21 protein-coding genes and 1 tRNA gene are annotated in these 23,331 nt (G+C 67.2%); 15 read left to right on the forward strand and 7 right to left on the reverse strand.

Features of this window, described 5'->3' with window-relative positions; all coding sequences use genetic code 11:
* Positions 1-19: 19 nt before the first annotated feature.
* From Q0D93_RS09485 to Q0D93_RS09500, 4 genes are all read left to right on the forward strand, one after another.
* On the forward strand, positions 20-175 hold the full coding sequence (locus Q0D93_RS09485) for a DHHA1 domain-containing protein (protein ID WP_294393378.1): 156 nt from the start codon (positions 20-22) through the stop codon (positions 173-175).
* A 23-nt stretch (positions 176-198) separates the two neighbouring features.
* Positions 199-1,398: an SGNH/GDSL hydrolase family protein gene (locus Q0D93_RS09490; protein WP_294393273.1), complete on the forward strand. Its 1,200-nt coding sequence runs from the start codon at positions 199-201 to the stop codon at positions 1,396-1,398.
* 68 nt (positions 1,399-1,466) lie between these two features.
* Entirely contained in the window at positions 1,467-2,162 is a 696-nt protein-coding gene (epsC, locus tag Q0D93_RS09495) for a serine O-acetyltransferase EpsC (protein ID WP_294393274.1), read from the forward strand.
* Positions 2,162-2,503, forward strand: a complete 342-nt coding sequence (locus Q0D93_RS09500) for a DUF2794 domain-containing protein (protein ID WP_294393276.1) — start codon at positions 2,162-2,164, stop codon at positions 2,501-2,503. Before epsC ends, Q0D93_RS09500 begins: the two co-directional genes overlap by 1 nt.
* Here the strand turns inward: Q0D93_RS09500 and Q0D93_RS09505 are convergent.
* From Q0D93_RS09505 to gph, 5 genes are all read right to left on the reverse strand, one after another.
* Positions 2,484-3,617 carry a hypothetical protein gene (locus tag Q0D93_RS09505; protein ID WP_294393278.1) on the reverse strand — a complete coding sequence of 378 codons (1,134 nt, stop codon included), beginning with the start codon at positions 3,615-3,617 and terminating at the stop codon, positions 2,484-2,486. The two genes, Q0D93_RS09500 and Q0D93_RS09505, sit on opposite strands and share 20 nt — an antisense overlap.
* Before the next feature lie 65 nt (positions 3,618-3,682).
* Positions 3,683-4,381 carry a phosphate regulon transcriptional regulator PhoB gene (phoB, locus tag Q0D93_RS09510; protein ID WP_294393279.1) on the reverse strand — a complete coding sequence of 233 codons (699 nt, stop codon included), beginning with the start codon at positions 4,379-4,381 and terminating at the stop codon, positions 3,683-3,685.
* A 2-nt stretch (positions 4,382-4,383) separates the two neighbouring features.
* Complete coding sequence (gene phoU / locus Q0D93_RS09515; protein WP_294393281.1) at positions 4,384-5,088, reverse strand: phosphate signaling complex protein PhoU; 705 nt, start codon at positions 5,086-5,088, stop codon at positions 4,384-4,386.
* Between the two features lie 53 nt (positions 5,089-5,141).
* On the reverse strand, positions 5,142-6,194 hold the full coding sequence (locus Q0D93_RS09520; RefSeq protein ID WP_294393283.1) for an ATP-binding protein: 1,053 nt from the start codon (positions 6,192-6,194) through the stop codon (positions 5,142-5,144).
* Positions 6,194-6,862: a phosphoglycolate phosphatase gene (gph, locus tag Q0D93_RS09525; RefSeq protein WP_294393285.1), complete on the reverse strand. Its 669-nt coding sequence runs from the start codon at positions 6,860-6,862 to the stop codon at positions 6,194-6,196. Before gph ends, Q0D93_RS09520 begins: the two co-directional genes overlap by 1 nt.
* A 46-nt stretch (positions 6,863-6,908) precedes the next feature.
* Between gph and glmU the strand changes: the two genes are divergently transcribed.
* Positions 6,909-8,249 (forward strand): bifunctional UDP-N-acetylglucosamine diphosphorylase/glucosamine-1-phosphate N-acetyltransferase GlmU, encoded by a 1,341-nt coding sequence (gene glmU / locus Q0D93_RS09530; protein ID WP_294393287.1) that lies wholly within the window; start codon positions 6,909-6,911, stop codon positions 8,247-8,249.
* A 2-nt stretch (positions 8,250-8,251) separates the two neighbouring features.
* Here glmU and Q0D93_RS09535 read toward each other — a convergent pair whose 3' ends face one another.
* Together Q0D93_RS09535 and Q0D93_RS09540 are read right to left on the reverse strand one after the other, a co-directional pair.
* Positions 8,252-8,749, reverse strand: coding sequence for a GAF domain-containing protein (locus Q0D93_RS09535; RefSeq protein WP_294393289.1), 498 nt, complete (start codon positions 8,747-8,749; stop codon positions 8,252-8,254).
* A gap of 5 nt (positions 8,750-8,754) precedes the next feature.
* Positions 8,755-9,759, reverse strand: coding sequence for a GGDEF domain-containing protein (locus tag Q0D93_RS09540; RefSeq protein WP_294393291.1), 1,005 nt, complete (start codon positions 9,757-9,759; stop codon positions 8,755-8,757).
* A gap of 121 nt (positions 9,760-9,880) precedes the next feature.
* Here Q0D93_RS09540 and glmS point away from each other — a divergent pair, with 121 nt between their 5' ends.
* The 10 genes from glmS (at position 9,881) to Q0D93_RS09590 (ending at position 23,331) form a co-directional block, all read left to right on the forward strand.
* Positions 9,881-11,704: a glutamine--fructose-6-phosphate transaminase (isomerizing) gene (gene glmS / locus Q0D93_RS09545; RefSeq protein WP_294393292.1), complete on the forward strand. Its 1,824-nt coding sequence runs from the start codon at positions 9,881-9,883 to the stop codon at positions 11,702-11,704.
* Positions 11,701-12,660, forward strand: a complete 960-nt coding sequence (locus Q0D93_RS09550; RefSeq protein ID WP_294393294.1) for an aspartyl protease family protein — start codon at positions 11,701-11,703, stop codon at positions 12,658-12,660. Before glmS ends, Q0D93_RS09550 begins: the two co-directional genes overlap by 4 nt.
* An 86-nt stretch (positions 12,661-12,746) precedes the next feature.
* A complete protein-coding gene (lon, locus tag Q0D93_RS09555; RefSeq protein ID WP_294393296.1) occupies positions 12,747-15,158 on the forward strand; it encodes an endopeptidase La in 2,412 nt (803 codons plus the stop codon).
* A 67-nt stretch (positions 15,159-15,225) separates the two neighbouring features.
* Complete coding sequence (locus Q0D93_RS09560) at positions 15,226-15,525, forward strand: HU family DNA-binding protein (RefSeq protein ID WP_294393381.1); 300 nt, start codon at positions 15,226-15,228, stop codon at positions 15,523-15,525.
* Between the two features lie 107 nt (positions 15,526-15,632).
* Complete coding sequence (locus Q0D93_RS09565) at positions 15,633-16,793, forward strand: DUF5009 domain-containing protein (RefSeq protein ID WP_294393298.1); 1,161 nt, start codon at positions 15,633-15,635, stop codon at positions 16,791-16,793.
* 53 nt (positions 16,794-16,846) lie between these two features.
* Positions 16,847-16,921, forward strand: a tRNA-Val gene (locus Q0D93_RS09570).
* 335 nt (positions 16,922-17,256) lie between these two features.
* Entirely contained in the window at positions 17,257-19,554 is a 2,298-nt protein-coding gene (locus Q0D93_RS09575) for a calcium-binding protein (protein WP_294393299.1), read from the forward strand.
* Between the two features lie 101 nt (positions 19,555-19,655).
* A complete protein-coding gene (locus Q0D93_RS09580; protein ID WP_294393383.1) occupies positions 19,656-22,718 on the forward strand; it encodes a YdbH domain-containing protein in 3,063 nt (1,020 codons plus the stop codon).
* Between the two features lie 47 nt (positions 22,719-22,765).
* Positions 22,766-22,951: a YnbE family lipoprotein gene (locus tag Q0D93_RS09585; RefSeq protein ID WP_294393384.1), complete on the forward strand. Its 186-nt coding sequence runs from the start codon at positions 22,766-22,768 to the stop codon at positions 22,949-22,951.
* A complete protein-coding gene (locus Q0D93_RS09590; protein ID WP_294393301.1) occupies positions 22,948-23,331 on the forward strand; it encodes a YdbL family protein in 384 nt (127 codons plus the stop codon). The genes Q0D93_RS09585 and Q0D93_RS09590 overlap by 4 nt, the downstream gene beginning before the upstream one ends.

The following is a 23,331-nucleotide window of genomic DNA, read 5'->3' on the forward strand; positions in this document are numbered from 1 at the left end:
GATCGGGCGACTGTCGGCGGTGGACCTGGTCAAGCAGGCCGTTGCGGCGCTGGGCGGGCAGGGCGGCGGCGGCCGGCCCGACATGGCGCAGGGCGGCGGACCCGAAGCGGACAAGGCCGACGGGGCGGTGGCGGCGGTGCGCGACGCGCTTTCGTCCAGTGTGGCGGCGGCATGATCCGTCGGACGAGGGGAACAAATATGCGAACCGGATTGCTGCTGTGGGGCGCTGCCGTGGTCGCGGCTGCCGCACCGGCAGGCGTGCAGGCAAAGGGCTGGGTGCGGACGTGGCAGGCGGTGCCGGCGGAGACGGTGAGCGCGACCAGTGACGGGGTTGCCAGCCGCCTGTCCAACGTCACAATCCGAATGCCGGTGCGGGTCAGCGCCGGCGGGACCGCCATCCGACTGCGTTTGTCCAACGAACTGAGCGACACGCCGCTGCCGCTGGGACCGGTGCATGTCGCGTTTGCGGCCGAAGACGGATCGGTCCTGCCCGGCAGCGACCGGGTGGTGACCTTTGCCGGCCAGCAATCGCCCACGATCGCGCCGTTCGCCCCGCTGGTGAGCGACGCCGTGGCGTTGCAGGTGCCGGCGCGGACCCGGTTGCTGGTGAGCATCCATGTGCCGGGCGGCCTGTCTGGGGTCAGCGACCATCCACTGGGCGTTGCCACCACCCGCTTCGGATCCGGCGATCAGACCGGGGCGACGATCATCAGCGGATCGGCCAGCACCACCAAAAGGTACGTCTTGAGCGGGGTCGACGTCACCGGTGGATCGGCGGTGGGGACCATTGCCGCATTCGGGGATTCGATCACGGACGGGTTCAACGCCACGATCGACGCCGATCGGCGCTGGCCGGATGTGCTGGCGGCGCGGCTGGATCGCGGCGGCAAGCTGCGTTTCGGCGTGATCAACGCCGCCATTTCGGGCAACCGCCTGCTGCTGACCGGGGCGGGACCGGCGGCGTTGGCGCGGTTTGACCGCGACGTGCTGTCGGTGCCGGGCGTCAAATATGTGGTGATTCTGGAAGGGGTGAACGACATCGGATCGGCCACGCGCGACGGGCGGCCGCTGCCGACGCCGGACACGGTGATCGGCGCCTATCGCCAGATGATCGAGCGGGCGCATGACAAGGGCGTCAAGGTGATCGGGGCGACCATCCTGCCCTACAAGGGCGCGGGCTATTACGGCACGCAGGGCGAGGTCGTGCGGCAGGCGGTGAATGCCTGGATCCGCACGCCCGGCCATTTCGACGGCGTGGCCGATTTCGACCGCGTCACCGCCGACCGCACTGATCCCCAGACCATCGCCGCCCCCTATGACAGCGGCGATCACCTCCATCCGGGGGATGCGGGCTATCAGGCGATGGGGCAGTCCATCGACCTGGGGCTGTTCCGCTAGGTGGCGGAGCGGGCTGGCAATATGATGCCGGACTTCCCACGTGGGTCGCTTCAGGGAGTGAAACCGACATGAAGCGTGAGCTTCTGGCCTATCTCGATTCGATCAAGGCGCGCGATCCTGCGCCACGTTCGCGCTGGGAAATCCTGCTCTATCCCGGCGTGTGGGCGCTGGGCTTCCACCGCGCGGCGCACTGGCTGTTCAATGGCGAATTGTTCTTCCTTGCGCGACTGGTGAACCACCTGGCCCGGCTGCTGACCGCGATCGACATCCATCCGGGGGCCAGGATCGGCGCGAACTTCTTCATCGATCATGGCTTCGTGGTGATCGGCGAGACGGCGGATATCGGCGACAACGTCACCATCTACCAGAATGTGACGCTGGGCGGGACCAATCCGGCCGACGGCATGCCCGGCAAGCGCCATCCGACGATCGAGGATGGCGTCATCATCGGGTCGGGCGCGCAGGTGCTGGGGCCGATCACGGTGGGGCAGGGCGCGCGGATCGGGGCGAATGCCGTGGTAACGCGCGAAGTGCCGGCGGGCGCGACGATGATCGGCATCCCGGCGCGGCCCACGCTGACCGATGCGCAGAGCTACCACGCCTTCATTCCCTATGGCACGCCGTGCAGCGAGCGGTATGATCCGGCGACGCAGCAGCTGGAACTGCTGAAGTGCGAAGTGGAGACGCTGCGCATCAAGCTGGCGCGGCTGATCGACGAGCGCGACCCGCGGCCGGGCGGCGACGCGGATCGCCAGTCCGCCTGATGGGTGTCGTCACGCCCTTTCCCGCACCCGCGGGCCCGCGCCAGGTGGCGTTCGATCGGATGGAGCTGCTGCGCATCCTAGACCTGTATGGGCGGATGGTCGCGGCAGGGCATTGGCGGGATTATGCCATCCACTTCGGCAAGGACGTGGCAAGCTTCGCCTGTTTTCGCCGTGCCGCCGAGCGCCCGGAATATCGGATCGAGAAGCGCCCGGCGCTGCGCCATCGTCAGGGCGAATGGGCCCTGATCGGGGAGGGCGGCGCCATCCTGAAGCGCGGGCACGAACTGGGCCCGGTGCTGGCGCCGGTGGAACGCAAGCTCCTCAAGCTGGTCGAGGAGTGACCAGCAGCGGCCGGTCGAGCACGGGCAGCCTGTCGCGCAGGGCCGGCGACAAACGCGTGACCACCAGCCGGCGCGCGCCATGCCAGAAGGCCGAGAGCAGCAGCAACGCCGAGCCGATCACCAAGGCGGTGAGGGCGATGTTGAGGCTGACCGCGCCGACCGATTCGAACAGGCTGGCGAGCGCGAACAGGACGTAGAAGAGCGACGACACCAGCAAGGCGCGACGGTCCACCGCCAGAGCGACGATCCCGAACAGGATGTAGAGCAGGATCACGGCCAGCCCGGTGACGATGCCGACCCGGTCGGCGGTGACGCCAAGCAGGTTGAAGACCGGGTGCGCGATCATCGGCGCCGCGACCAGGTGCAGCCAGAAGGCCACATCCGAGCGGCGGGTCTGGCGCTGGCGGTCGGACACATCCCACCACATGGCGAAGGAGAAGATGGCGAGACCCGCCAGCATCAGCACGAACAGCCATGCCTCCCGCGTGGCCGGGATCGCCGCCATCACCAGGCTGACCAGGGTCGCGGCAAGCGCACAGGTGAGCGCCGCAATGGTGATCGGCACGTGAAAGCGGCGCCAGTGGGCATAGGTGGCACCTGCCGTGACCAAGGCCGCCATCGCGCTGACCAGCGCCTGATGGCGGGCGTCCAAAGTCGACGATGCCGCGCCCAGCAGGCCGGCAATCGCGCCGCCCACGCCGAGCGCAAAGGTGAGCAACAGGAAGATGCTGGGCAGTGCCATGCGCCGCTTGCGGGTGAAATACTCCGCCAGCAGCCAACTGACCGCCGCGACGGCAAGGCCGGCCACCGTCGCCCCGGCCGCGATGTGGCGCTGCATCTGCGCGACTTCGACCGGGTCGGTATAGTCCAGCATGAAGGGTGCGGCGACGATGGCGCCGCCCAGCGCGGAGCCGATCCAGCCGACCGCCACCAGCAGCAGCATGGCGGCAATGGTGACGAAGATGTCGTTGAAGCCGGTGATCAGCCGGAAGCTTTCCTCATCCACCGCCGGCGCGGCGCGGCTGCTGGCGACGCTGTTTCGCAACGCCGCCGCGGCCTGGGGCGTGATCGCGCCGGAAGCCACCGCCGCCTCGATATCGGATTCGCTATACATGCCGGCCGTCTCCTCGAACCGGCGTGGTAGCATGGCTGTGTTGCGTCAGCAAAACACCCGTGGGCTCAGGCCGTGCCTTCGGAGTCCAGGGCGTAGCCGGCCGAGCGGACGGTGCGGATCAGATCGGGCTGATCGTTGAGGTTGATCGCCTTGCGCAGCCGCCGGATGTGGACGTCCACCGTGCGCGGCTCGATGTCGCTGTCGCGGCCCCAGACCGAGTCCAGCAACCGCTCACGCGAGAAGACACGGCCGGGATGCTCCATGAAGTGGCGCAGCAGCCGGAATTCGGTCGGCCCCAATGCGAGCGAGATGCCGTCGCGACGAACCTTGTGGTCGCCCAGGTCCATGTCGATCCCGCCATAGGACAGGCGCTCGCCCGCCAGCGCCGGACGGACCCGGCGCAGCACGGCGTTGACCCGCGCCACCAGCTCGCGCGGGGAGAAGGGCTTGGTGACATAGTCGTCAGCGCCGGTTTCCAGGCCGCGGATGCGATCCTCTTCCTCGCCGCGCGCGGTCAGCATGATGATCGGCACGTTGGCGGTGTCGGGAATGCGCCGCAGCCGGCGGCACACCTCGATCCCTGACAAACCTTCGATCATCCAGTCGAGCAGGACGATGTCCGGCGCTTCTTCGGCCGCCAGCAGCAGCGCGTCTTCGCCATCGGCGGTCTGCTGCACCGCATGCCCTTCGCGGGTGAGGTGCCATTCGAGCAATTCGGCCAAGGCGGCATCGTCCTCGACCAACAGGATGCGGGCGCCCGCCATCGTCAACCTTCCCCTACAGCAAACGGATCGGTGCCGCGCGGCCGTTCGGTGATCTGCTCACCGGTGGCGGCGAAATAGATCATCTCCGCCGCGTTGGTGGCGTGGTCGCCCATCCGCTCCAGATTCTTGGCGACAAACAACAGGTGCGTCGAAGCTCCGATGTTGGACGGATTTTCCATCATGTAGGTGAGCAGCGCGCGAAACAGGCTGTTGTAGAGATCGTCCACGCGACGGTCGCGCCGGCACACTTCGATCGCGGCATGGGCGTCGCGCGCGGCATAGGCGTCGAGCACGTCATGGACCATTTCCGAAACCGCGTCCGCCATGGCCGGCAGGATCGCCATGGGATCGATGTCGCGCACTTCCTGCAACAGCGGCACGCGCTTGGCGATATTCTTGGCATAGTCGCCGATCCGCTCGATCACGCCGGCGATCTTCAGCGCGGCGAGCACCTCGCGCAGATCATCCGCCAGCGGCGCGCGTAGCGCGATCAGACGGACGGCGCGGCGTTCCAGGTCGGCCTCCATCGCGTCGATCCGGCGATCTTCCTCCACCAGCCGCGCGGCGGATTCCAGGTCGCGTCGGAGCAGCGCCTTCACCGCCTCGTCAATCGCGGCCTCGGCGAGCCCTCCCATCTCCGCCACCAGGGCGCGCAGTTCGGCGAGATCCTCGTCGAACGCCTTGATCGTGTGTCCGCTCGTCGCCATGCAGAAGCTCCCGGGCGCCGCCATGATGGGCCAGCGCGACTCTTTTATGACATTTACCGGTCTTTGAGCGGCAGCGTCACCAAAACCGTGGTGCCGGTGCCGACCACGCTGGCAATGTCCAGCGTGCCGCGATGCCGTTCCACAATGTGCTTGACGATGGCGAGGCCGAGGCCGGTACCGCCGATCGCCCGGCTGCGGCCCGGATCGACGCGGTAGAAACGCTCGGTAAGGCGGGGCAGATGCTCCACGGCGATCCCGTCCCCTTCGTCGGCCACGGTCAGCCGCGCCTTGCCGTCGGCGATGCGAAGGCTGGGGCGGATCGGCGTTCCCTCGCGCCCGTATTTGAAGGCGTTGCTGATGATGTTGTGGATCAGCTGATGCAATTGCGGGCGATCGCCCACCACCAGCGCCTTTTCCATGCCGCCCGGCTGGAGGCGTTCGCCATCGCGGCGGATGAGGCGCAGTTCGTCCACCACCTCGCCCAGCACGGCCGACAGGTCGATCGTCTCGCGCGGGGCGGAGTAACGGTCCGCCTCGATCCGGGAGAGCGACATGAGGTCGTCGATCAGGCGCTGCATCCGGCGCGCTTCGTTGCCCATGATCTTCAGAAAGCGCAGGCGGGTGTCGGCATCCTCCGGACCGTTGGCGTCCTCCAGCGTTTCGGTGAAGCCGATCAGCGAGGCCAGCGGGGTGCGAAGTTCGTGGCTGGCATTGGCGACGAAATCGACCCGCATCCGCTCGGCCGCGCGCTGGGCGCTGCGGTCGGTCAGGCGGAGGAGGCGCACGCCGGGGCGGACGGTGCCGGCGGACAGCTCCCACAACCGATCGTGGCCGCCAAGGCCGGTGAGCGCGAGCGGGCCGTCCTCATCCCCGCTTAGGATCGGGGCGGCGGCGGGATGGCGGATGGCGAGGCGGACATAGTCGCCTACGATATGGTCGCCCAGCAGGGCGCGGGCCGAGGCGTTGGCGTGGCGGATATGGTAGCCGTCCAGCACCAGCACCGGCTCGTGCAGCGCCTCGATCAGTGCGGGCGTGGGGTCGGCCGCGCCGGCTTTCCCGGTAGGAATGGGCCCCGCGCCGAGCCGCCCCAGCCGCCCGAACGCCATCAGCCGCCCAACCGTTCGAGCGTGGGGACCAGCGCGTCGAAATGGTCGATCAGCGCCGTCGCGCCGAGCTGTTCCGGCGGGCGATCGGAAAAGCCGAAGGTCAGGGCGACGCAGGGGATGCCGGCGGCGCGGGCGGCGTCGGTGTCGCTGATCGAATCGCCCACGAACGCGGCGCGCCCGCCGCCGGCCCGTTCGATCGCGGCGTGAACCGGCGCGGGGTCGGGCTTGCGCTGCGGCAGGGTGTCGCCGCCGACGATGACGTCGAACCGGCCGGTCCAGCCGAGCGCGTCCACCAACTGGCCGGCAAGCCCTCCCAATTTGTTGGTGCAGATCGCCAGCCGCACGCCGCGCTGTTCCAGCGCCGCCAGCGCCTGCTCCACGCCATCGAACGGGCGGGTGCCGTCGGCAATGTGGGCCTGGTAATAGTCCAGGAAAACCGGGAAGCCTTGCTCCACCAGAGCGTCGTCCACGGTGCCGGTTTCCGCCAGCCCCTTGCGCAGCAGGGCGCGGGCGCCGTGCCCCACCATGTGGCGAACCTCCGCCGCCGGAATGGGGCGCCGGCCGAGCACGCCCAAGGCGTGGTTGAGCGCGGCGGTCAGGTCCGGCGCGGTGTCGGCCAGGGTGCCGTCCAGGTCGAAGACCACGATATCGAAGGGAAATTGAGTCATAGTGTCCCGTGTAGCTTGTGACGATCGAACATGGCAAAGCCATGACATGACCGACGCGCCGATTGCCGCCATCATCCTTGCCGCGGGCAAGGGCACAAGGATGAAATCCGCCCTGCACAAGGTGCTGCATCCCGTGGCGGGACGGCCGATGCTTGGCCACCTGCTGGATGCGGTGAACGGCCTGGGCGTACGCGACACGGTGGTGGTCACGGGCGCGGAGCGGGCGCAGGTGGAGGAATTCGTCGCCCCGCTGGGCGTGAAACTGGCGGTGCAGGATCCACAGCTTGGCACTGCCCATGCCGTGCTCCAGGCGCGCGGGGCCTTGTCGGGCTTCGATGGCGATGTGCTGATCCTGTATGGCGACGTGCCGCTGGTGTCCGGCGCGACGATGGGGCGGATGATCGCGCGGCTGCACGAGCCCGACGCGCCGGCGGTAGTGGTGCTAGGCTTCCGACCGGAGGCGATGCTGAGCTATGGCCGGATCGTCGCGGAGCACGGACGCATCGCCAAGATGGTCGAGCACAAGGATGCGAGCGAGGCCGAACGGGCGGTGACGCTGTGCAATTCCGGCCTGATGGCGGTGCGCGCGGCGGACCTGTGGCCGCTGCTCGACCGGGTCGGCAACGACAATGCGGCAGGGGAACATTACCTGCCCGATATCGTCATGCTGGCGCTGGCGGACGACCGTCATGCGGCGGTGATCGAGACCGACCCGGCGGAAGTGGCGGGCGTGAACAGCCGCGCCGAACTGGCGGCGGTGGAGGCGCAGTGGCAGGCCGAAAGGCGCAGGCGGGCGATGGCCGATGGCGCTACCCTGACTGCGCCGGAAACCGTCTGGTTTGCGTGGGACACGGAAATCGGGCGTGACGTGACGATCGGCGCCAATGTCGTGTTCGGGCCGGGTGTCAGCATCGCGGAGGACGTGACCATCCACGCGTTCAGCCATGTGGAGGGCGCGCGGGTGGAGCGTGGTGCCGTTGTCGGCCCGTTCACGCGCCTGCGCCCCGGAGCCGAGGTGGGCGAGGGCGCGCATGTCGGCAATTTCGTGGAGCTGAAGAAAACGCGCCTGGGCGCAGGCGCGAAGGCCAACCACCTGACCTATCTGGGCGATGCCGAGGTGGGCGCAGGCAGCAATATCGGCGCGGGCACCATCACCTGCAATTATGATGGATATGGCAAACATCCGACCCGAATCGGTGAAGGCGCGTTTATCGGGTCCAACAGCGCGCTGGTGGCGCCGGTGACGATCGGTGATGGCGCGATGATCGCGGCCGGATCGGTGGTCACGCGCGACGTCGCAGCGGATGCGCTGGGCATTGCGCGTGCGGCGCAGCAGGAAAAGCCGGGTTGGGCGGCACGCTTCCGCGCCCGGTTCAAGCGCGACTGACCTCAGCGGTTGATCACCGCCTCCGCCTCCCGCGCGAGCAGGGACAGTTCAAACAGGTCGACATCCTCGTCACGCGGCTCCGCATCGATGATGCACAGGGCGCCCAGGGCGTAGCCGGTCCGGTCCACCAGGGGGACGCCGGCATAGAAGCGGATGTGCGGGGAGGAGGTGACCAGCGGATTACCCTGGAAACGCCAGTCCGCTGTCGCATCCGGCACCACCAACGGCTCACCCGGCCGGTGGACGGCGTGGGCGCAGAACGACATTGCGCGCGGCGTTTCCTCAACCAGGAGGCCGGTACGCGCCACGAACCATTGGCGATCGCGATCGATCACCGAGATCGCGGCAATGGGCGTGTGGAAGCGCGCGGATGCATTCTGCACGATCCGCTGGAGATCCGCGTCGCCGCCGCGTTGCAATAAACCCGATCGCACGACCGCGTCCTGGCGGAGGCTTTCCTGCACTGGTCGGGGCGCGGGAGAGAAGAAGTCGATTCGCATATCACTCACACCGAATTGGGTAATGCGGCAGACGAGCCGTGGGCAAACCCTGTCTTGGCCGATTTGACTGCGAATTGAAGGGGATCAACGTCCTTACCTGCATTTTCATCATGTATGATGTGGCCGATCCGCATCGCATTCTTGCCGGACCGCTTGACCTCATACATCAGTGCGTCTGCGATCTTGAGGGCGGGATCGAGCGAGCCGGACGCGGGCGCCTCGAACACCAGCGCGCCGGTGCTGCAGCCGACGCCCAAGTCCATGTCGCGCAGAATGCGGCTGAGGCGGGTGTGGACCATCTCCGCCAGCGTGTCCGCTTCGTCGCGAGTGCGGACCGCCATCAGGCCGACGAACTCGTCTCCGCCGATGCGCGCAAACAGGTCGCCCGCGCGGATCGCGTCGGAGGCAGCCTCCGCAAAGCTGGCCAGCACCTGGTCGCCGGCCGAATGGCCGTGGCGGTCGTTGACCTGCTTGAACCCGTCCAGGTCGATGTAGAACAGCAGCAGCACGCGCCGGCCGGCGGCGGCCATAGCCACGAACCGCGGCACCTGCCCGCTGAACGCCGCCTTGTTCAGCACGCCGGTCAGGCTGTCCACCGACCCGCGCCAGCGTTCCAGCGACAAGGCGGTACGAAAGCCGCTGACCATGGTCACGATCAGGAATGCGGATAGGGTGCGGATGACGAGGTTCCAGATCTCGGACGCCAGCGTCACCTGTTGCACATCCGCCGGCAATCGCAGGTAGTTGATCAGCGAGGAGCCGATCATCGCCGTCGCCGCCGTCCACAATCCGGCCTTCTCGCCCAGCGTCCAGGCGGAAAAGGCGCAGGTCATGATGTAGAACAGCGCGAGGCTGACATGCCGGTCGAGCAAGGCGTTGGCGAGCAACGATGCGCCCAGCGTCATGGCCGTGATCATCACGGAGCGCATGTTGCCCCAGCCGGCGGCTGCATCCAGCGCGCGCGCGACAAGGCGGGAAGCCGGGCTGAACTGAGGCTGCGTATAAGACAAGACGATGATCCTTCCCCTTCGTTCTAGGGCTGCATGGTTAACGTTGTATGTTCGCCGTTCGTGCCCTTCCGGCGGACGCAGGCTGCTAGGCGTCGGGCCCACGACGCCATATGTGCGCCCCATGTGTGGCATTATCGGAATTGCGGGGCGCTCGCCCGTACCTGACAGGTTGCTCGCCGGACTGCGGCGGCTGGAATATCGCGGGTATGATTCGGCGGGCATGGCGACGGTGGATGGCGGTGCGATCCACCGTCGCCGCGCGGCTGGCAAGCTGGACAATCTGGCAGCCGTTCTGGCGGAGCGTCCGCTGGCGGGGGCAACCGGCATAGCCCATACGCGCTGGGCGACGCACGGCGCACCGACCGAGGATAATGCGCATCCCCACGCGACCGAGCATGTGGCGATCGTGCACAACGGCATCATCGAGAATTTCCGGCCGCTCCGCGATGAACTGCTCGCCCGCGGCCGGATGCTGACGTCGCAGACCGATACGGAGGTGGTCGCGCACCTGATCTCCGAACAGGTGGAGGCGGGCGTGGATCCGGTGCAGGCGGTGCGCGATACGCTGAAGCGGCTGCATGGCGCGTTCGGTCTCGCCATCCTGTTTCGCGATCGACCGGACATGCTGATCGGCGGGCGGCTCGGTTCGCCCCTGGTGATCGGCTATGGCGACGGTGAATTCTATCTCGGCTCGGACGCGCACGCGCTAGCAGCCTTGACCCAGCGCATTGCCTATCTGGAGGAGGGCGACTGGGTGGTGCTGACCCGTGACGGCGCCAGGATCTTCGATCGGGAGGACCGGCCCGTCGAACGGCCGATCGTCCGGTCGGGCGTGACCGAGGAGGCGGTGAGCAAGGGCAATCACCCGCACTTTATGCTGAAGGAGATATACGAGCAGCCGATCGTGGTCGCGCAGACCTTGCGATCGTATCTCCGCCGGCTGGACGGGGAACTGGCGCTGCCGACCGAGGGCTTCGACCTGGGTGCGATCCGCCGCGTCACGGTCGTGGCGTGCGGGACCAGTTTCTATGCGGGCCTGGTCGCGAAATATTGGTTCGAGCAATTTGCCCGCGTGCCGGTGGACATCGATGTGGCGAGCGAATTCCGCTATCGCCAGCCGGTGCTGGAGCCGGGCGGACTGGCGCTGTTCATCAGCCAGTCGGGCGAGACGGCGGACACGCTGGCGGCGCTGCGCCATGCCCGCAGCAAAGGGCAGACGGTGGTGGCGGTGGTCAACGTGCCGACCAGCACCATGGCGCGCGAGGCGGACCTGGTGCTGCCGACCCATGCGGGGCCGGAGATCGGCGTCGCGTCGACCAAGGCGTTCACTTGCCAACTCGCCGTGCTGGCGGCGCTGGCGGCGAACCTGGCGCGGGCGCGTGGCCTGCTGGATCGCGCGCAGGAGCGCGAGATCGTCCAGCATCTGGGCGAGGCGCCCGCCGCCCTCAACGAAGCCCTGGCGCATGATCCGGCGATCCGGGCGATGGCCGCCGGCATCGCCGACGCGCGCGACGTCCTCTACCTCGGCCGGGGACAGGATTTTCCGCTGGCGCTGGAGGGCGCGCTGAAGCTGAAAGAAATCAGCTACATCCACGCGGAAGGCTATGCGGCGGGCGAGATGAAGCACGGACCGATCGCGCTGATCGACGACCTCGTCCCCGTGATCGTGATCGCCCCGTCCGGCCCCCTGTTCGACAAGACGGTCAGCAACATGCAGGAGGTGCGCGCCCGTGGTGGTCGCGTGCTGCTGATCTCCGACGCGGAGGGCGTCGCGGCGGGAGGAGAGGGGTGCGCCGCCACGCTTGCCCTGCCGCGCGTCCACCCGCTGATCGCGCCGATCGTTTATGCCATACCGGTGCAGCTGCTGGCCTATCATGTGGCCGTGCTGAAGGGCACGGACGTGGACCAGCCGCGCAACCTGGCCAAGAGCGTGACGGTGGAATGATCCGGACCGCGACAGCCTGCGTCGCTGTCGTTTTCTGCGCCTTCGTTGCGCCTGCGCAGACGCCGGTGCCGACCGAGCCGGTGGGCACGCAACAGGGCTTTATCCGCCGCGCCACGATCGACGACACGCTGGAGGTGACGGGGGAGCCGGTCGCCGCCAAGCAGGTGGAGACCCGTATGACGGTGGACGTGGCGGTGAACGGGCAGGGACCGTTCCGCTTCGTGGTGGATAGCGGGGCCGACCGCACGGTGATCGGCATGGGGTTGGCGCAGCGGCTCGGCCTGCCGGCGGGGGAGGCGGTGCTGGTCCACAGCATGGGCGCGTCCCGCACGGTGCCAACGGTCAGGATCGATCGCCTCCGCATCGGCGCGAACAGCATGACCGGCATCGTCGCGCCTGTCTTGGCGGAGGAGAATATCGGTGCCCAGGGCCTGATCGGCATCGATGCGCTGTCCGGCCAGCGGCTGACGCTGGATTTCGAGCACAAGACCATTACGGTTCAGGATACGCGCGTAGCGGAAAGGGTGTCGCGCGGCGACGACGAGATCGTGGTCACCGCCCGTCGCCGCAAAGGGCAGCTGATCCTGACCCAGGCCAAGGCGGGCAAGGTCGACCTTGCCGCCGTGATCGATTCCGGTGCGGAGATCACGATCGGCAATGCCGCGCTCCGCAGGCAGGTGGTGCGCGCGCGCGCTGCGGTCAGCACCATCAAGCTGGTGAGTGTCACCGGCGAGGACGTCGTCGCCGACCTGGTGATCCTGCCGGAGGTGCGGATCGGCGGGATCGTGATGCGCAACCTGCCGGTCGCCTTTGCCGATGTGCCGCCGTTCAGGCTGTTCGGCCTGGTTTCCCAACCGGCGGTGCTGCTGGGGACCGACGTGATGCAGGGGTTTCGGCGCGTCAGCCTCGATTTCCGCAACCGCCGCGTCCGCTTCGTGCTCCATCGCCAGCCGTGACCGCGACGCACCACATGGCGCGTTGATCGCGCGCGCGGCATCCCCATATTGTTGAGGAAGCCGCATATATGCGGCACGGAGTTTCCATGACCGAAACCTTGCCCGTCCTTCCCCTGCGCGACATCGTGGTGTTCCCGCAGATGATCGTCCCGCTGTTTGTCGGGCGCGACAAGTCGGTAGCCGCCTTGGAAGCTGCAATGGCGGCCGACAAGACGATCTTTCTCGTGTCGCAGATCGATCCTGCCGAGGACGATCCCGACGCCGCCGCGCTGTACGACATCGGCGTGACTGCCAGCGTGCTGCAATTGCTGAAGCTGCCCGACGGCACGGTTCGCGTGCTGGTGGAAGGGCGTCAGCGCGCCCGGTTGGGCGGCCTGGAGAACAAGGGCACCTACCTGTCGGCGTCCGTGGACCTGATCGGTGACGAGACGGCCGATCCGGAGAGCGGCGAGATCAAGGCGCTGATGCGATCGGTGGTTGAGCAGTTCGAGCGTTATGCCGCGCTCAACAAGAAGCTGCCCGACGACCTGCCGGGCCAGCTCGCCAACATCGAGGAACCGGCGCGGCTGGCCGATGCGGTCGCCGGCAATGTCGCGGTCAAGGTCGCCGACAAGCAGGCTATGCTGGTGGAAGCAAGCCCGCTCAAGCGGCTGGAGATGGCGTTCGCCTTCATGGAAGGCGAGCTGGGCGTGCTGCAGGTGGAGAAGAAGATCCGCAGCCGTGTGAAGCGCCAGATGGAGAAGACCCAGCGCGAATATTACCTCAACGAACAGTTGAAGGCGATCCAGCGCGAACTCGGCACCTCCGATTCGGAGGAGGGCGGCGACGAGATTGCGGAGTTGACGCAGAAGATCGCCGAAAGCAAGCTGAGCAAGGAAGCGCGCACCAAGGCTACGGCCGAGGTGAAGAAGCTGCGCGGCATGGCGCCGATGAGCGCCGAGGCAACGGTGGTGCGCAACTATCTGGACGTGCTGCTCGGCCTGCCATGGGGCAAGAAGTCCAAGGTCAAGCGCGACATTCCGGCTGCCGAGGCGATCCTGAACGCCGACCATCATGGCCTGGAGAAGGTCAAGGATCGGATCGTCGAGTATCTGGCAGTGCAGGCGCGTACCAACAAGCTGAAAGGGCCGATCCTGTGCCTGGTCGGGCCACCCGGCGTGGGCAAGACCAGCCTGGGCAAGTCGATCGCCAGGGCAACGGGGCGCGAGTTCGTGCGCCAGTCGCTGGGCGGGGTGCGCGACGAGGCCGAGATTCGTGGCCATCGCCGCACCTATATCGGCTCGTTGCCCGGCAAGATCGCCACCAACCTGAAGAAGGCGGGCACGTCCAACCCGCTGTTCCTGCTGGATGAGATCGACAAATTGGGTCAGGATTTCCGCGGCGACCCTGCCTCCGCCTTGCTGGAGGTGCTGGATCCGGAACAGAATGCCAAGTTCCAGGACCATTATCTGGAGGTCGATTACGACCTGTCGGACGTGATGTTCGTCTGCACGGCGAACAGCCTGAACCTGCCGCAGCCGTTGCTCGACCGGATGGAGATCATCCGGCTGGAGGGGTATACTGAGGACGAGAAGGTCGAGATCGCGACCAGGCACCTGCTGCCGAAGGTGGTGGCGGAGCATGGCCTGAAGGATGGCGAATTCGCCCTGACCGAAGCCGGCCTGCGCGACCTGGTGCGTTATTATACCCGCGAGGCAGGCGTGCGTACGCTGGAGCGGGAGATCGCCAAGCTCGCCCGCAAGGCGCTGCGCCGCATCCTGGAGGGCAAGGCCGAGCAGGTCGAGGTCACGCCCGAGAATCTTGATGAATTCGCCGGCGTGCGGAAGCATCGCTTCGGCGTGAGCGAGGAAGAGGACCAGATCGGCGCGGTGACCGGCCTGGCCTGGACCGAAGTCGGCGGCGAATTGCTGACGATCGAGGCGGTCAGCATTCCCGGCAAGGGGCAGGCCAAGACCACCGGCAAGCTGGGCGAGGTGATGCAGGAAAGCGTCCAGGCCGCTTGGTCGTTCGTCCGTGCGCGTGCACCGATCTATGGCGTGAAGCCGAGCCTGTTCGGCCGTCGCGACCTGCACATCCACCTGCCCGAGGGCGCGGTGCCGAAGGATGGCCCGTCCGCTGGCATCGGCATGGTCACGGCCATGATCTCCACGCTGACGGGCATTCCGGTGCGTCGCGACGTGGCGATGACGGGCGAGGTGACATTGCGCGGCCGCGTGCTCGCCATCGGCGGCCTCAAGGAAAAGCTGTTGGCGGCGCTGCGCGGCGGCATCGTCACCGTGCTAATCCCGAAGGAGAATGAAAAGGATCTGGCGGACATTCCCGCCAACATCCGCGAAGGCCTTGAGATCGTGCCGGTCTCGCATGTCGACGAGGTGCTGGCGCGGGCGTTGACCCAGCCGGTGGCGTCGATCGAATGGACCGAAGCGGACGAACTCGCGACCGAGCCGCCGCTCGCATCGCACGGTTCGGAAGCCGGCCACAGCGTGGCACGCCACTGATCCCGATCAGTTTTCTTTGACTCCCCCGGCAGGCTGGGCATTAGGTGGTCGCTCGCGCAATCATCAAATACCCGCCAGCCGGGAAGGGAGTGTCATGAACAAGCAGGAGCTGATCGCCGCCGTTTCAGAGCGGACCGGTCTCGCTCGAAACGACACCGCACGGGTCGTCGAGACGATGCTCCAGATCGTTACCGAGCAGTTGCAGAACGGCTCCGAGGTTCGTCTGGTCGGCTTCGGCAACTTCGCGGTCAGCCGCCGCAAGGCGTCTACCGGGCGCAATCCGCGCACCGGCGAGCCGCTCAACATCAAGGCGACCAGCCAGCCCAAGTTCCGGCCGGGCAAGGTCCTGAAGGACGCGGTCAACTAACCGCGCCGTCTCCGGCCGCCCGAAGGCCGCTTGTCGCCGATTTTTCGACACCTCTGGACGCATTCTCGCAGCGCCGTCATGTTGCCCCTCAAAGAGGGAGGATGGACATGAACGGCTCTGGACCGGGTGCGAAGCCACGGCTCGTGGCGCTCGACCTGCTGCGTGGCGCGGCGGTGATGGGCATGATCCTGGCTAACGGTCCGGGATCATGGTCCCATGCCTACCGTCCGCTGGAACATGCGGAATGGAATGGCTGGACCCTGACCGACATGGTCTTTCCGACCTTTCTGTTCAGCGTCGGCGTGGCAATCGGCCTGTCCTTTCCCCGGCCGCTGTCCACCGGCGAGGAAAGGCGCGTCTTCTGGGCGCGGGTGTTGCGCCGGATGGCGGCGCTGATCGGGCTGGGCCTGCTGCTGAACGCCCTGCCGTTCTTCGACCTGGCACATCTCCGGCTGCCGGGCGTGCTCCAGCGGATCGCATTATGTTATGGACTGGCGCTGCTGGTGCTGGTCGGAACCGCGCGGCGCGATGCGGAGGGCCGCCAAGCCGCCAACGTTCCGGCAATCGGCGCGGCGATCGCCGCCATCCTGCTGGCATATTGGGCCCTGATGGTTCTGGTGCCGGTGCCGGGCTTCGGGGCAGGGCGGCTGGACCCCGCCGGTAATCTGGCGGCATGGCTCGACCGAACCATCCTCACCGTTCCGCACCTCTGGTCGCAGGGCTTGGATGAGGCGGGTCGGAGCGTGTACGATCCCGAGGGCCTGCTCGGAACCGTGCCGGCGCTCGCCAACGTGCTGTTCGGGGTGCTGGCGACGCTGGCGTGGCGCCGGGGCACGACGCCGCCGCGCCTGGCGGTCGGCGGGGCGCTGCTGCTGCTGATCGGAACCTGGCTCGACCCCGTATTTCCGATCAACAAGCGCATCTGGACCAGCAGTTTCGCCCTGGTCAGCAGCGGCTTTTCCATCGTGCTGCTTGCCTCGTTGTTGTCGCTGGTGCGCAGCGAGGCAGCGACGCGGCTGTTGAGCCCGCTTAAGGTGTTCGGCGGGAACGCCATCCTGGCCTATGTGATCTCGCAATTGCTTGGCGTGGTCGGTGGGCTGCCGATCCTGCCCGGCGGGGCAACGCCGCAACAATGGGGGTTCGGCGTGGCGCGGCAGGTTGCGGCCGATCCACGGCTCGCCTCGCTGCTGTGCGCGCTGGCCATTACCGGTCTGGTGTTCGCGATCCTGCTGCCGCTGCACCGCCGGATGATCCATTTCCGCCTTTGACGACGCGGAGGCACTAGACAGGGCGCGCCAGTTCCCCTAACCGCCCTTCCACCGGGCGCATAGCTCAGTGGTAGAGCACTGTGTTCACACCGCAGGGGTCGCAGGTTCAAACCCTGCTGCGCCCACCAGATCAAGCCTCGGGAAGCGTCCTGCTTCCCGGGGCTTTTTCATTGGCGCCGTTCAGGCAAGCGCCGCCGACGCGTGGGTGCGGTGATTCGGCGCGCTCCCGGCCTCACAGCCCAAACTTCCGATTCCCGGCGCAAGCTTTCGCCCATCTTGCGCCAACCATCCCCCTCGATCCGTCGAGAATATCGCCCAGTTTACGGCGAAGCGACGCAGGGCGTCGATGGTAAGTTGATGATTACCGCAAGTGCATAAAAACATATGGTTTATATTAACCTTAGTTGGTTAACAGGATCCCACTAACACAGCGCGGGTGGGACTTCAGGTGACTTCAATTGGCATGAACTTGGCGCCGCCGACCTATTGGTCGACCGGCGAACCCTTTATCGACCGGGTGAAGACGGGTGGCGAGTGGCGGCCCGGCAGCGGTCAGTCGACGGTGACGACGGACAAGAATGGCGATCCGCTGGGCATCCCATCGGGAACGCAGTCCATCTACAAGATGGTAGCGATCGATCCGGCGGGAGAGGCGCCGATCGATACCTATGTGGTGACATGGCAGGGCAAAGGCACGTTTTCGTTGCCCGGCACCAAGATCCTGAGCCAGGATGACAACCGGCTGACCTTCCAGGTCACCGATCCGGACGCGGTCAGCGTGCAGCTGAAGTTAACCGGCCTGAACAAGAGCGATCCGGTACACGACGTGCATCTGGTGCGCACGGACCAGGTCGACCTGTTCAACGCAGGCGAGATCTTCAACCCCGCCTTTGTGGAAAAGGCGAGCGGGTGGGATGTGCTGCGGTTCAAGGACTGGGCCAACATTGATGGGAATCCCAGCGTCAGCTGGGCCGACCGCGCGCAACTGACGGACTCGTCCTGGTCCACGATCGTGAACAAGGATGGCGTGCCGTTGGAAGCGATGGTGCAGTTGTCCAACGAGAGCGGCGCCGACATGTGGTGGAACGTCGCCGCCAAGGCGGACGACACCTATGTGAAGAACGCGCTGACCTATATTCGCGACCATCTCGATCCTGGCATTACGCTGCACGTCGAGTATGGCAACGAGGTCTGGAACGGCGATTACGGCGGCACGGCTTATGCCAATGACAGGGCCAAGGCGCTGTGGGGCAAGGATGCGGACGGCGACGGCAAGACCGACGGCATCCATGCCGGCAACCTGATCTTCAACGGCTATCGTTCGGCGCAGGTCGCCAAGATCGTCGATCAGGTGTTCGGTTCATCCAGCGAAACACGGGTCGACATGGTGCTGGGCGGCCAGCTCGGCAATGACGGCGTGCTGAACGTCGAGCAGCAGGGCGTGCAAAAGGCCGGCGGCACCGTGGCAGGGCTGTTCGACAGCTATGCCGTGACCACCTATTTCGGAGGTGAGTTGTCGGTTTCCGGCCGTGATGCGAGCGACCAGGCCAAGGTTCTGCAATGGGCCCGTGGCGGCAAGGCCGGCATGGATGCCGCGTTCAAGGAACTGCAATATGGCGGATCGCTGGACAGCGATTCCAGCCTGACCAAGCAATTGGCCAAGTTCAAGAGCGCGGAGGCTATCGCCGAAAAGGCGGGCGTCCACCTCGTCGCCTATGAAGGCGGCGCGCACCTGACCGCCGCTGCCTTTCCGTCCAGCGTGCGGGGCGAGGTCGTCGACTTCTTCGCGCGGTTGATGAACGATCCGCGCATGGAGCAGCTCTATGCCAAGATGGCGGACGGCTTCGCGGCGGCCGGCGGAACCAGCCTGGTGAACTATAACGACATAGGGCAGGCGGCCACCTACGGTTATTGGGGTGTGCTCGACAATGTCTACGACACCAGCAGTCCGCGCTACGATGCCTTGCGGGATTCACTGGATGCTTCGCACAAGGTGATCAACGGTACGTCCGGCAATAACGTGCTGACCGCCACCAGGGCCAGCGACACGATCCAGGGCGGCGCCGGCAACGACGATATCACGGGGTCGTCGGGATCGAGGGACAGCCACGGCAATCTCGTCGAGCAGGATTATTACTATGGCGGCACGGGATCGGACACGATCAAGGGTGGGTCGGGCGACGACCACATCTTCGGCAACAGCGTGACATCAGCCACAGGTGCTGCGGACGGCAACGACCGGCTGAACGGCAATGGCGGCGACGATTACATCCAGGGCAATGCCGGCAGCGACACGATCCAGGGCGGCGCCGGCAATGATCGCCTGTTCGGCGGAATGGACAGCGACAGCGTCATGGGCGGCACGGGTCGGGACACGATCGTGGGTGGCCAAGGCCGCGATCTGCTGACCGGCAATTCGGAGGCCGACCTGTTCGTTTTTTCGGACGACAGTTCGGTTTATACCAGGAGTGGCAGCGGCGCCTACCTGGGCGATGTGGTCGCGGATTTCGCCAACGGCGTGGACCATGTCGCGCTCGGCTTCGACGTCAGCAAGGTGCTGCACGGCACCGCTTCGTCCGCCGCCGATGCCGCTGCCACGGCGACGCATCTGCTGACGGAAGGGGGAACCGGCGTTGCGGCGATCTCGGTCGGCAGCGATACCTACCTCTTCTACGATGGCGCGGGCGCGGGCGCGGCCGACTCCAGCATTGCGTTCCGCAACGTGAATACGAACGCGTTCGACACGAGCGACTTCGTGTAAGGCCCGAGACGAGCACGTCGCACCTCGCTTTATCGGGGGCGTTTGCCTTATGCGGGTCTGGATTACGGATGTGCAGCGAGGCAGGCGCCCCTTTGGAGACAGTGACGGTCGAGCGGAGCGCCAGGCGAAGGGCGATGCGGGTGATGGGCGGCGTGGCGGCCCTGATCCTGATTGGCCTGTTTGCCGGCTGGATCGAGCGGCGGCGGCTGGCGACCGGCCTTGTCGATCGCTACCTTGCCCAAGCGGGTGTGTCGGCCCGCTATCGCATCACCGGGCTGGGTCCGTGGACGCAGCGGATCGAGGGCGTTCGCCTGGGCGATTCCCGTCGGCCTGACCTGGTCGCCAGGGTGGTGGAGCTGCGCTGGTCCTATGGCTGGCGCAGGCCGAAACTGGCTGCCATTGCGGTGGATGGCGTCCGCATGTCGGCAACATGGAGGGACGGACGGCTGTCGCTCGGCGCGGTCGACCGGCTGCTGCCGCGATCTTCCACCCGCGGGCCGGTCATGCCTGACTTCGACCTGGCGGCGCGCGACGCGTCCATGACCATCGACACGCCTTATGGCAGGATCATCGCCGCGCTGGCGGGGTCGGGCAACCTTGCTCGTAGCTTTCGCGGGCGGGTGTCGGTGGAGGGGCATAAGCTGGAAGCGGCGGGGTGCGGCGTTCCGCATCTGGCCGCGCGATGGGCGGTGCGGACGGCGGCCGGCGCGCCGACCTTGCACGGGCCGATTGCGGTGGCCGGCCTGTCCTGTCCCGCGCGCGACCTGCGGATCGGGCTGGCGCAGCTTCGGGCGGAGGTGACGCTGTCGCCGACCCTTGATGAAGGACAGGGGCGTCTGACTGTGGCGAGCGTATCGGGCGGAACCGGGCGCGTCCATGTGCAGGAACTAGGGGGCGATCTGTCCGTCCAGGGCACGGCGCGCGACCTGCGCGGCGCGGCCATGCTGACGGCGGCGGGAATTGCGACACCGGTGGCCCGCACAGCGAATGCGCGGCTGAACGCCTCCTTCCGCCTGCGCGACGGTGCCCAGGCGCTTGCCGGCGATCTCCGGCTGCGTGCCCTTGCCTTTCGCCACGATGTGGTGGCGGCTGTTGCGGATGCGGGGCAGGGCACCGCGGGCACGCCGCTGGAGCCGATCGCCGCGCGGGTCGGCGGGGGCCTGTCGTCCATCCTGGCGTCGTCCGATGCGGCGGCGCGGTTCAGCCTCAGCAACGACGGCGATACGCAGCGCCTCCATCTCGATCACGCACGGATGCGATCGCGGCGCGGCGACATGGTCGACGTGGACGGGCAAGCGTCGATGCTGTCCGACCGGGGCTGGCGGATCGAGGGCTCCGTGGGCGGTGGGACCGTGCCCGCCATCCGGCTTGTGGCTACCCAGGCTGCGGATCGCGCGCCGATCACCGCGACGATCGGCATGAGCCCTTATGCCGCCGGTGGCGCGCGTCTGGCGCTTGAGCCGGTGCGGGTCGTAGCGCAGGGGGCGGCAATCCGGTTTGCGACCGCTGCCACGATCGACGGACCGCTCGCCTCCGGGCGGATCGAGGGATTGACGTTGCCGATCGTGGGCGCGCTCGACCGATCCGGCGGCTTCCATGTGGGGCAGGGATGCAGTCGCATTGCCTTCCGCCGCGTCGCCTTGTCCGGGGTGGAACTCGATCCCGCGCGATTGTCGCTGTGCGGCGCGCCTTTGGTAACACGGGGCAGGGATGGCACGATCCGTGTCGCCGCCGCGATCGACGGGCTTGCCCTGCATGGGCGGACCGGCACCACGCCGCTGACCGTGCAGGCCGCAAAGTTCCGGCTGACCGGCACGAAGCGGCTGGCGGGCGAGGGGCTGGCGGTGCGGCTGGGCGAGGATGCGGACCCAACCCGGCTGACGATCGGACGGCTCGCCGGCCGCTTCGACGCGGGCGGGATCGGCGGGAACTTTGTGGACTTGGCGGGATCAATCCGCAACGTGCCGCTGCTGCTGTCCGGCGCGAAAGGAACGTGGCAGGTGGCCGACGGTGCGTTGCGGCTAGACGGCCAGGTCGGCCTCTCCGATCGGGCCACCGCACCCCGCTTCCGTCCGCTCACCTCCGGCAATGTCGCGCTCACGCTGCGGAACGGGCGCATTCACGGGACGGCGCGCCTGGACGAGCCGCGCAGCGCGCAGGCGGTCGCCACCGTCACGCTGACCCACGATCTCACGAACGGCACCGGCGGGGCGCGGATCGACGTGCCCGGCATCACCTTCGTGCGCGGCGGGCTCCAGCCGGAGATGCTGACGCCGTTGACCTTGGGCGTCGTGGCGAACGTCAGCGGCACGGTGACGGGACAGGGCAGGATCGACTGGTCGCCGGCCGGCGTGACCAGCAGCGGGGAGTTCGGGACGGAGCGCATCGACCTGGCGGCGGCGTTCGGGCCGGTTACGGGGCTTTCCACCCGCATCCGCTTCACCGACCTGCTCGGCCTTGCCTCCGCCCCGCACCAGGAAGCCCGCATCGCCGAGATCAATCCCGGCGTGCCCGTCACCAACGGCGTCGCGCATTACCAGCTGCTCGGCAACGCCAAGGTCGGGGTGGAGGATGCCGCATGGCCGTTCGCGGCCGGCACCCTGTCGCTGGACCCGACCCGGCTGGAATTCGGACAGGAGGCGGAGCGGCGGCTGACATTCCGGATCGACCAGCTGGATGCCGCCGCCTTCGTCCAGCAGCTGGATTTCCCAAATATCGCCGCCACCGGTACGTTCGGCGGCGTCCTGCCGATGATCTTCGATGCGCAGGGCGGGCGGATCGAGCAGGGCTGGCTGCGGTCGCGCGGCGGCGGCACGCTGGCCTATGTGGGCGAGTTGTCGAACGCCGACATCGGCATGACCGGCAAGCTCGCCTTCGATGCGCTGAAGGCGATCCGTTACTCCACGCTGGATATCGCGCTGGACGGGCGGCTGGACGGCGAGATCGTCAGCCGGGTGCGGTTCGAAGGCGTACGCGAGCCCACCGGCGACCAGTCGCTGATGGCACGCCTGATCCGCAACCTGCCGTTCCGCTTCAACATCCAGGTGCGCGCGCCGTTTCGCGGGCTGATCGGGTCGGCGCGCAGCTACATCAACCCGGCGCTGCTGCTGCAATCCGGGCAACCGCCGGCGGTTCAGGCTGACGACAGCCGGCCAGTGCGATAAGGAGACATTGGTTGACGATGACCCGTTGGGATGCGAGCCGATGGACCATGATCCGACTGACGCTTTCGCCGATGCTGCTACCTTTGTGCCTGGGCGCGTGCGTGACCGTGCGGGCGCCGGACAAGCCGATCGAGATCAACCTCAACATCAACGTCAAGCAGGAGGTCGTCGTCAGCCTGAAGAAGGATGCCGAGGACTTCATCACCAACAATCCGGATCTGTTTCCCAAATGAGCAACCTCCTCCGCATCTTCCTGTCCGCCGCCGCCGGTCTGGCGCTGCTGGCGTCCGCCCCCGCTTATGCGCAGATGGATGGCGAGGTGGAGGGGGCGATGACCGCCGGCGCCGTGGGCGAGCAGGCCGACGGCTATCTCGGCTTCGTCCGCGCGCCATCGTCCACGCTGAAGGCGAAGGTCGACGCGATCAACATCAAGCGGCGCGAAGGCTATACCCGCATCGCCCAGTCCAAGAACGTACCGATCGAGGCGTTCGCCGCGTCCATCGGCTGCAAGACGCTGGGATCGTTGCAATCGGGTCGCGCCTATAGCGTGGCGCGCGGGGCGTGGGCGGTGAAGTCCGGCGCGCCGATCGCCTTGCCCGACCAGTGCGGCTGA

Source organism: uncultured Sphingomonas sp. (genome assembly GCF_934560975.1).
GTDB lineage: Bacteria > Pseudomonadota > Alphaproteobacteria > Sphingomonadales > Sphingomonadaceae > Sphingomonas_I.

What these genes read in the sequence shown, in the direction of transcription:
- Q0D93_RS09535 (WP_294393289.1), bottom strand. Translation starts at nt 8,749, where the DNA reads ATGCGAATCGACTTCTTCTCTCCCGCGCCCCGACCAGTGCAGGAAAGC.
- Q0D93_RS09505 (WP_294393278.1), bottom strand. Translation starts at nt 3,617, where the DNA reads ATGTATAGCGAATCCGATATCGAGGCGGCGGTGGCTTCCGGCGCGATC.
- Q0D93_RS09575 (WP_294393299.1), top strand. Translation starts at nt 17,257, where the DNA reads ATGAACTTGGCGCCGCCGACCTATTGGTCGACCGGCGAACCCTTTATC.
- Q0D93_RS09490 (WP_294393273.1), top strand. Translation starts at nt 199, where the DNA reads ATGCGAACCGGATTGCTGCTGTGGGGCGCTGCCGTGGTCGCGGCTGCC.
- Q0D93_RS09565 (WP_294393298.1), top strand. Translation starts at nt 15,633, where the DNA reads ATGAACGGCTCTGGACCGGGTGCGAAGCCACGGCTCGTGGCGCTCGAC.
- Q0D93_RS09500 (WP_294393276.1), top strand. Translation starts at nt 2,162, where the DNA reads ATGGGTGTCGTCACGCCCTTTCCCGCACCCGCGGGCCCGCGCCAGGTG.
- phoU (WP_294393281.1), bottom strand. Translation starts at nt 5,088, where the DNA reads ATGGCGACGAGCGGACACACGATCAAGGCGTTCGACGAGGATCTCGCC.
- Q0D93_RS09550 (WP_294393294.1), top strand. Translation starts at nt 11,701, where the DNA reads ATGATCCGGACCGCGACAGCCTGCGTCGCTGTCGTTTTCTGCGCCTTC.
- Q0D93_RS09590 (WP_294393301.1), top strand. Translation starts at nt 22,948, where the DNA reads ATGAGCAACCTCCTCCGCATCTTCCTGTCCGCCGCCGCCGGTCTGGCG.
- Q0D93_RS09585 (WP_294393384.1), top strand. Translation starts at nt 22,766, where the DNA reads ATGATCCGACTGACGCTTTCGCCGATGCTGCTACCTTTGTGCCTGGGC.
- phoB (WP_294393279.1), bottom strand. Translation starts at nt 4,381, where the DNA reads ATGGCGGGCGCCCGCATCCTGTTGGTCGAGGACGATGCCGCCTTGGCC.
- glmU (WP_294393287.1), top strand. Translation starts at nt 6,909, where the DNA reads ATGACCGACGCGCCGATTGCCGCCATCATCCTTGCCGCGGGCAAGGGC.
- epsC (WP_294393274.1), top strand. Translation starts at nt 1,467, where the DNA reads ATGAAGCGTGAGCTTCTGGCCTATCTCGATTCGATCAAGGCGCGCGAT.
- glmS (WP_294393292.1), top strand. Translation starts at nt 9,881, where the DNA reads ATGTGTGGCATTATCGGAATTGCGGGGCGCTCGCCCGTACCTGACAGG.
- lon (WP_294393296.1), top strand. Translation starts at nt 12,747, where the DNA reads ATGACCGAAACCTTGCCCGTCCTTCCCCTGCGCGACATCGTGGTGTTC.
- Q0D93_RS09520 (WP_294393283.1), bottom strand. Translation starts at nt 6,194, where the DNA reads ATGGCGTTCGGGCGGCTGGGGCGGCTCGGCGCGGGGCCCATTCCTACC.
- gph (WP_294393285.1), bottom strand. Translation starts at nt 6,862, where the DNA reads ATGACTCAATTTCCCTTCGATATCGTGGTCTTCGACCTGGACGGCACC.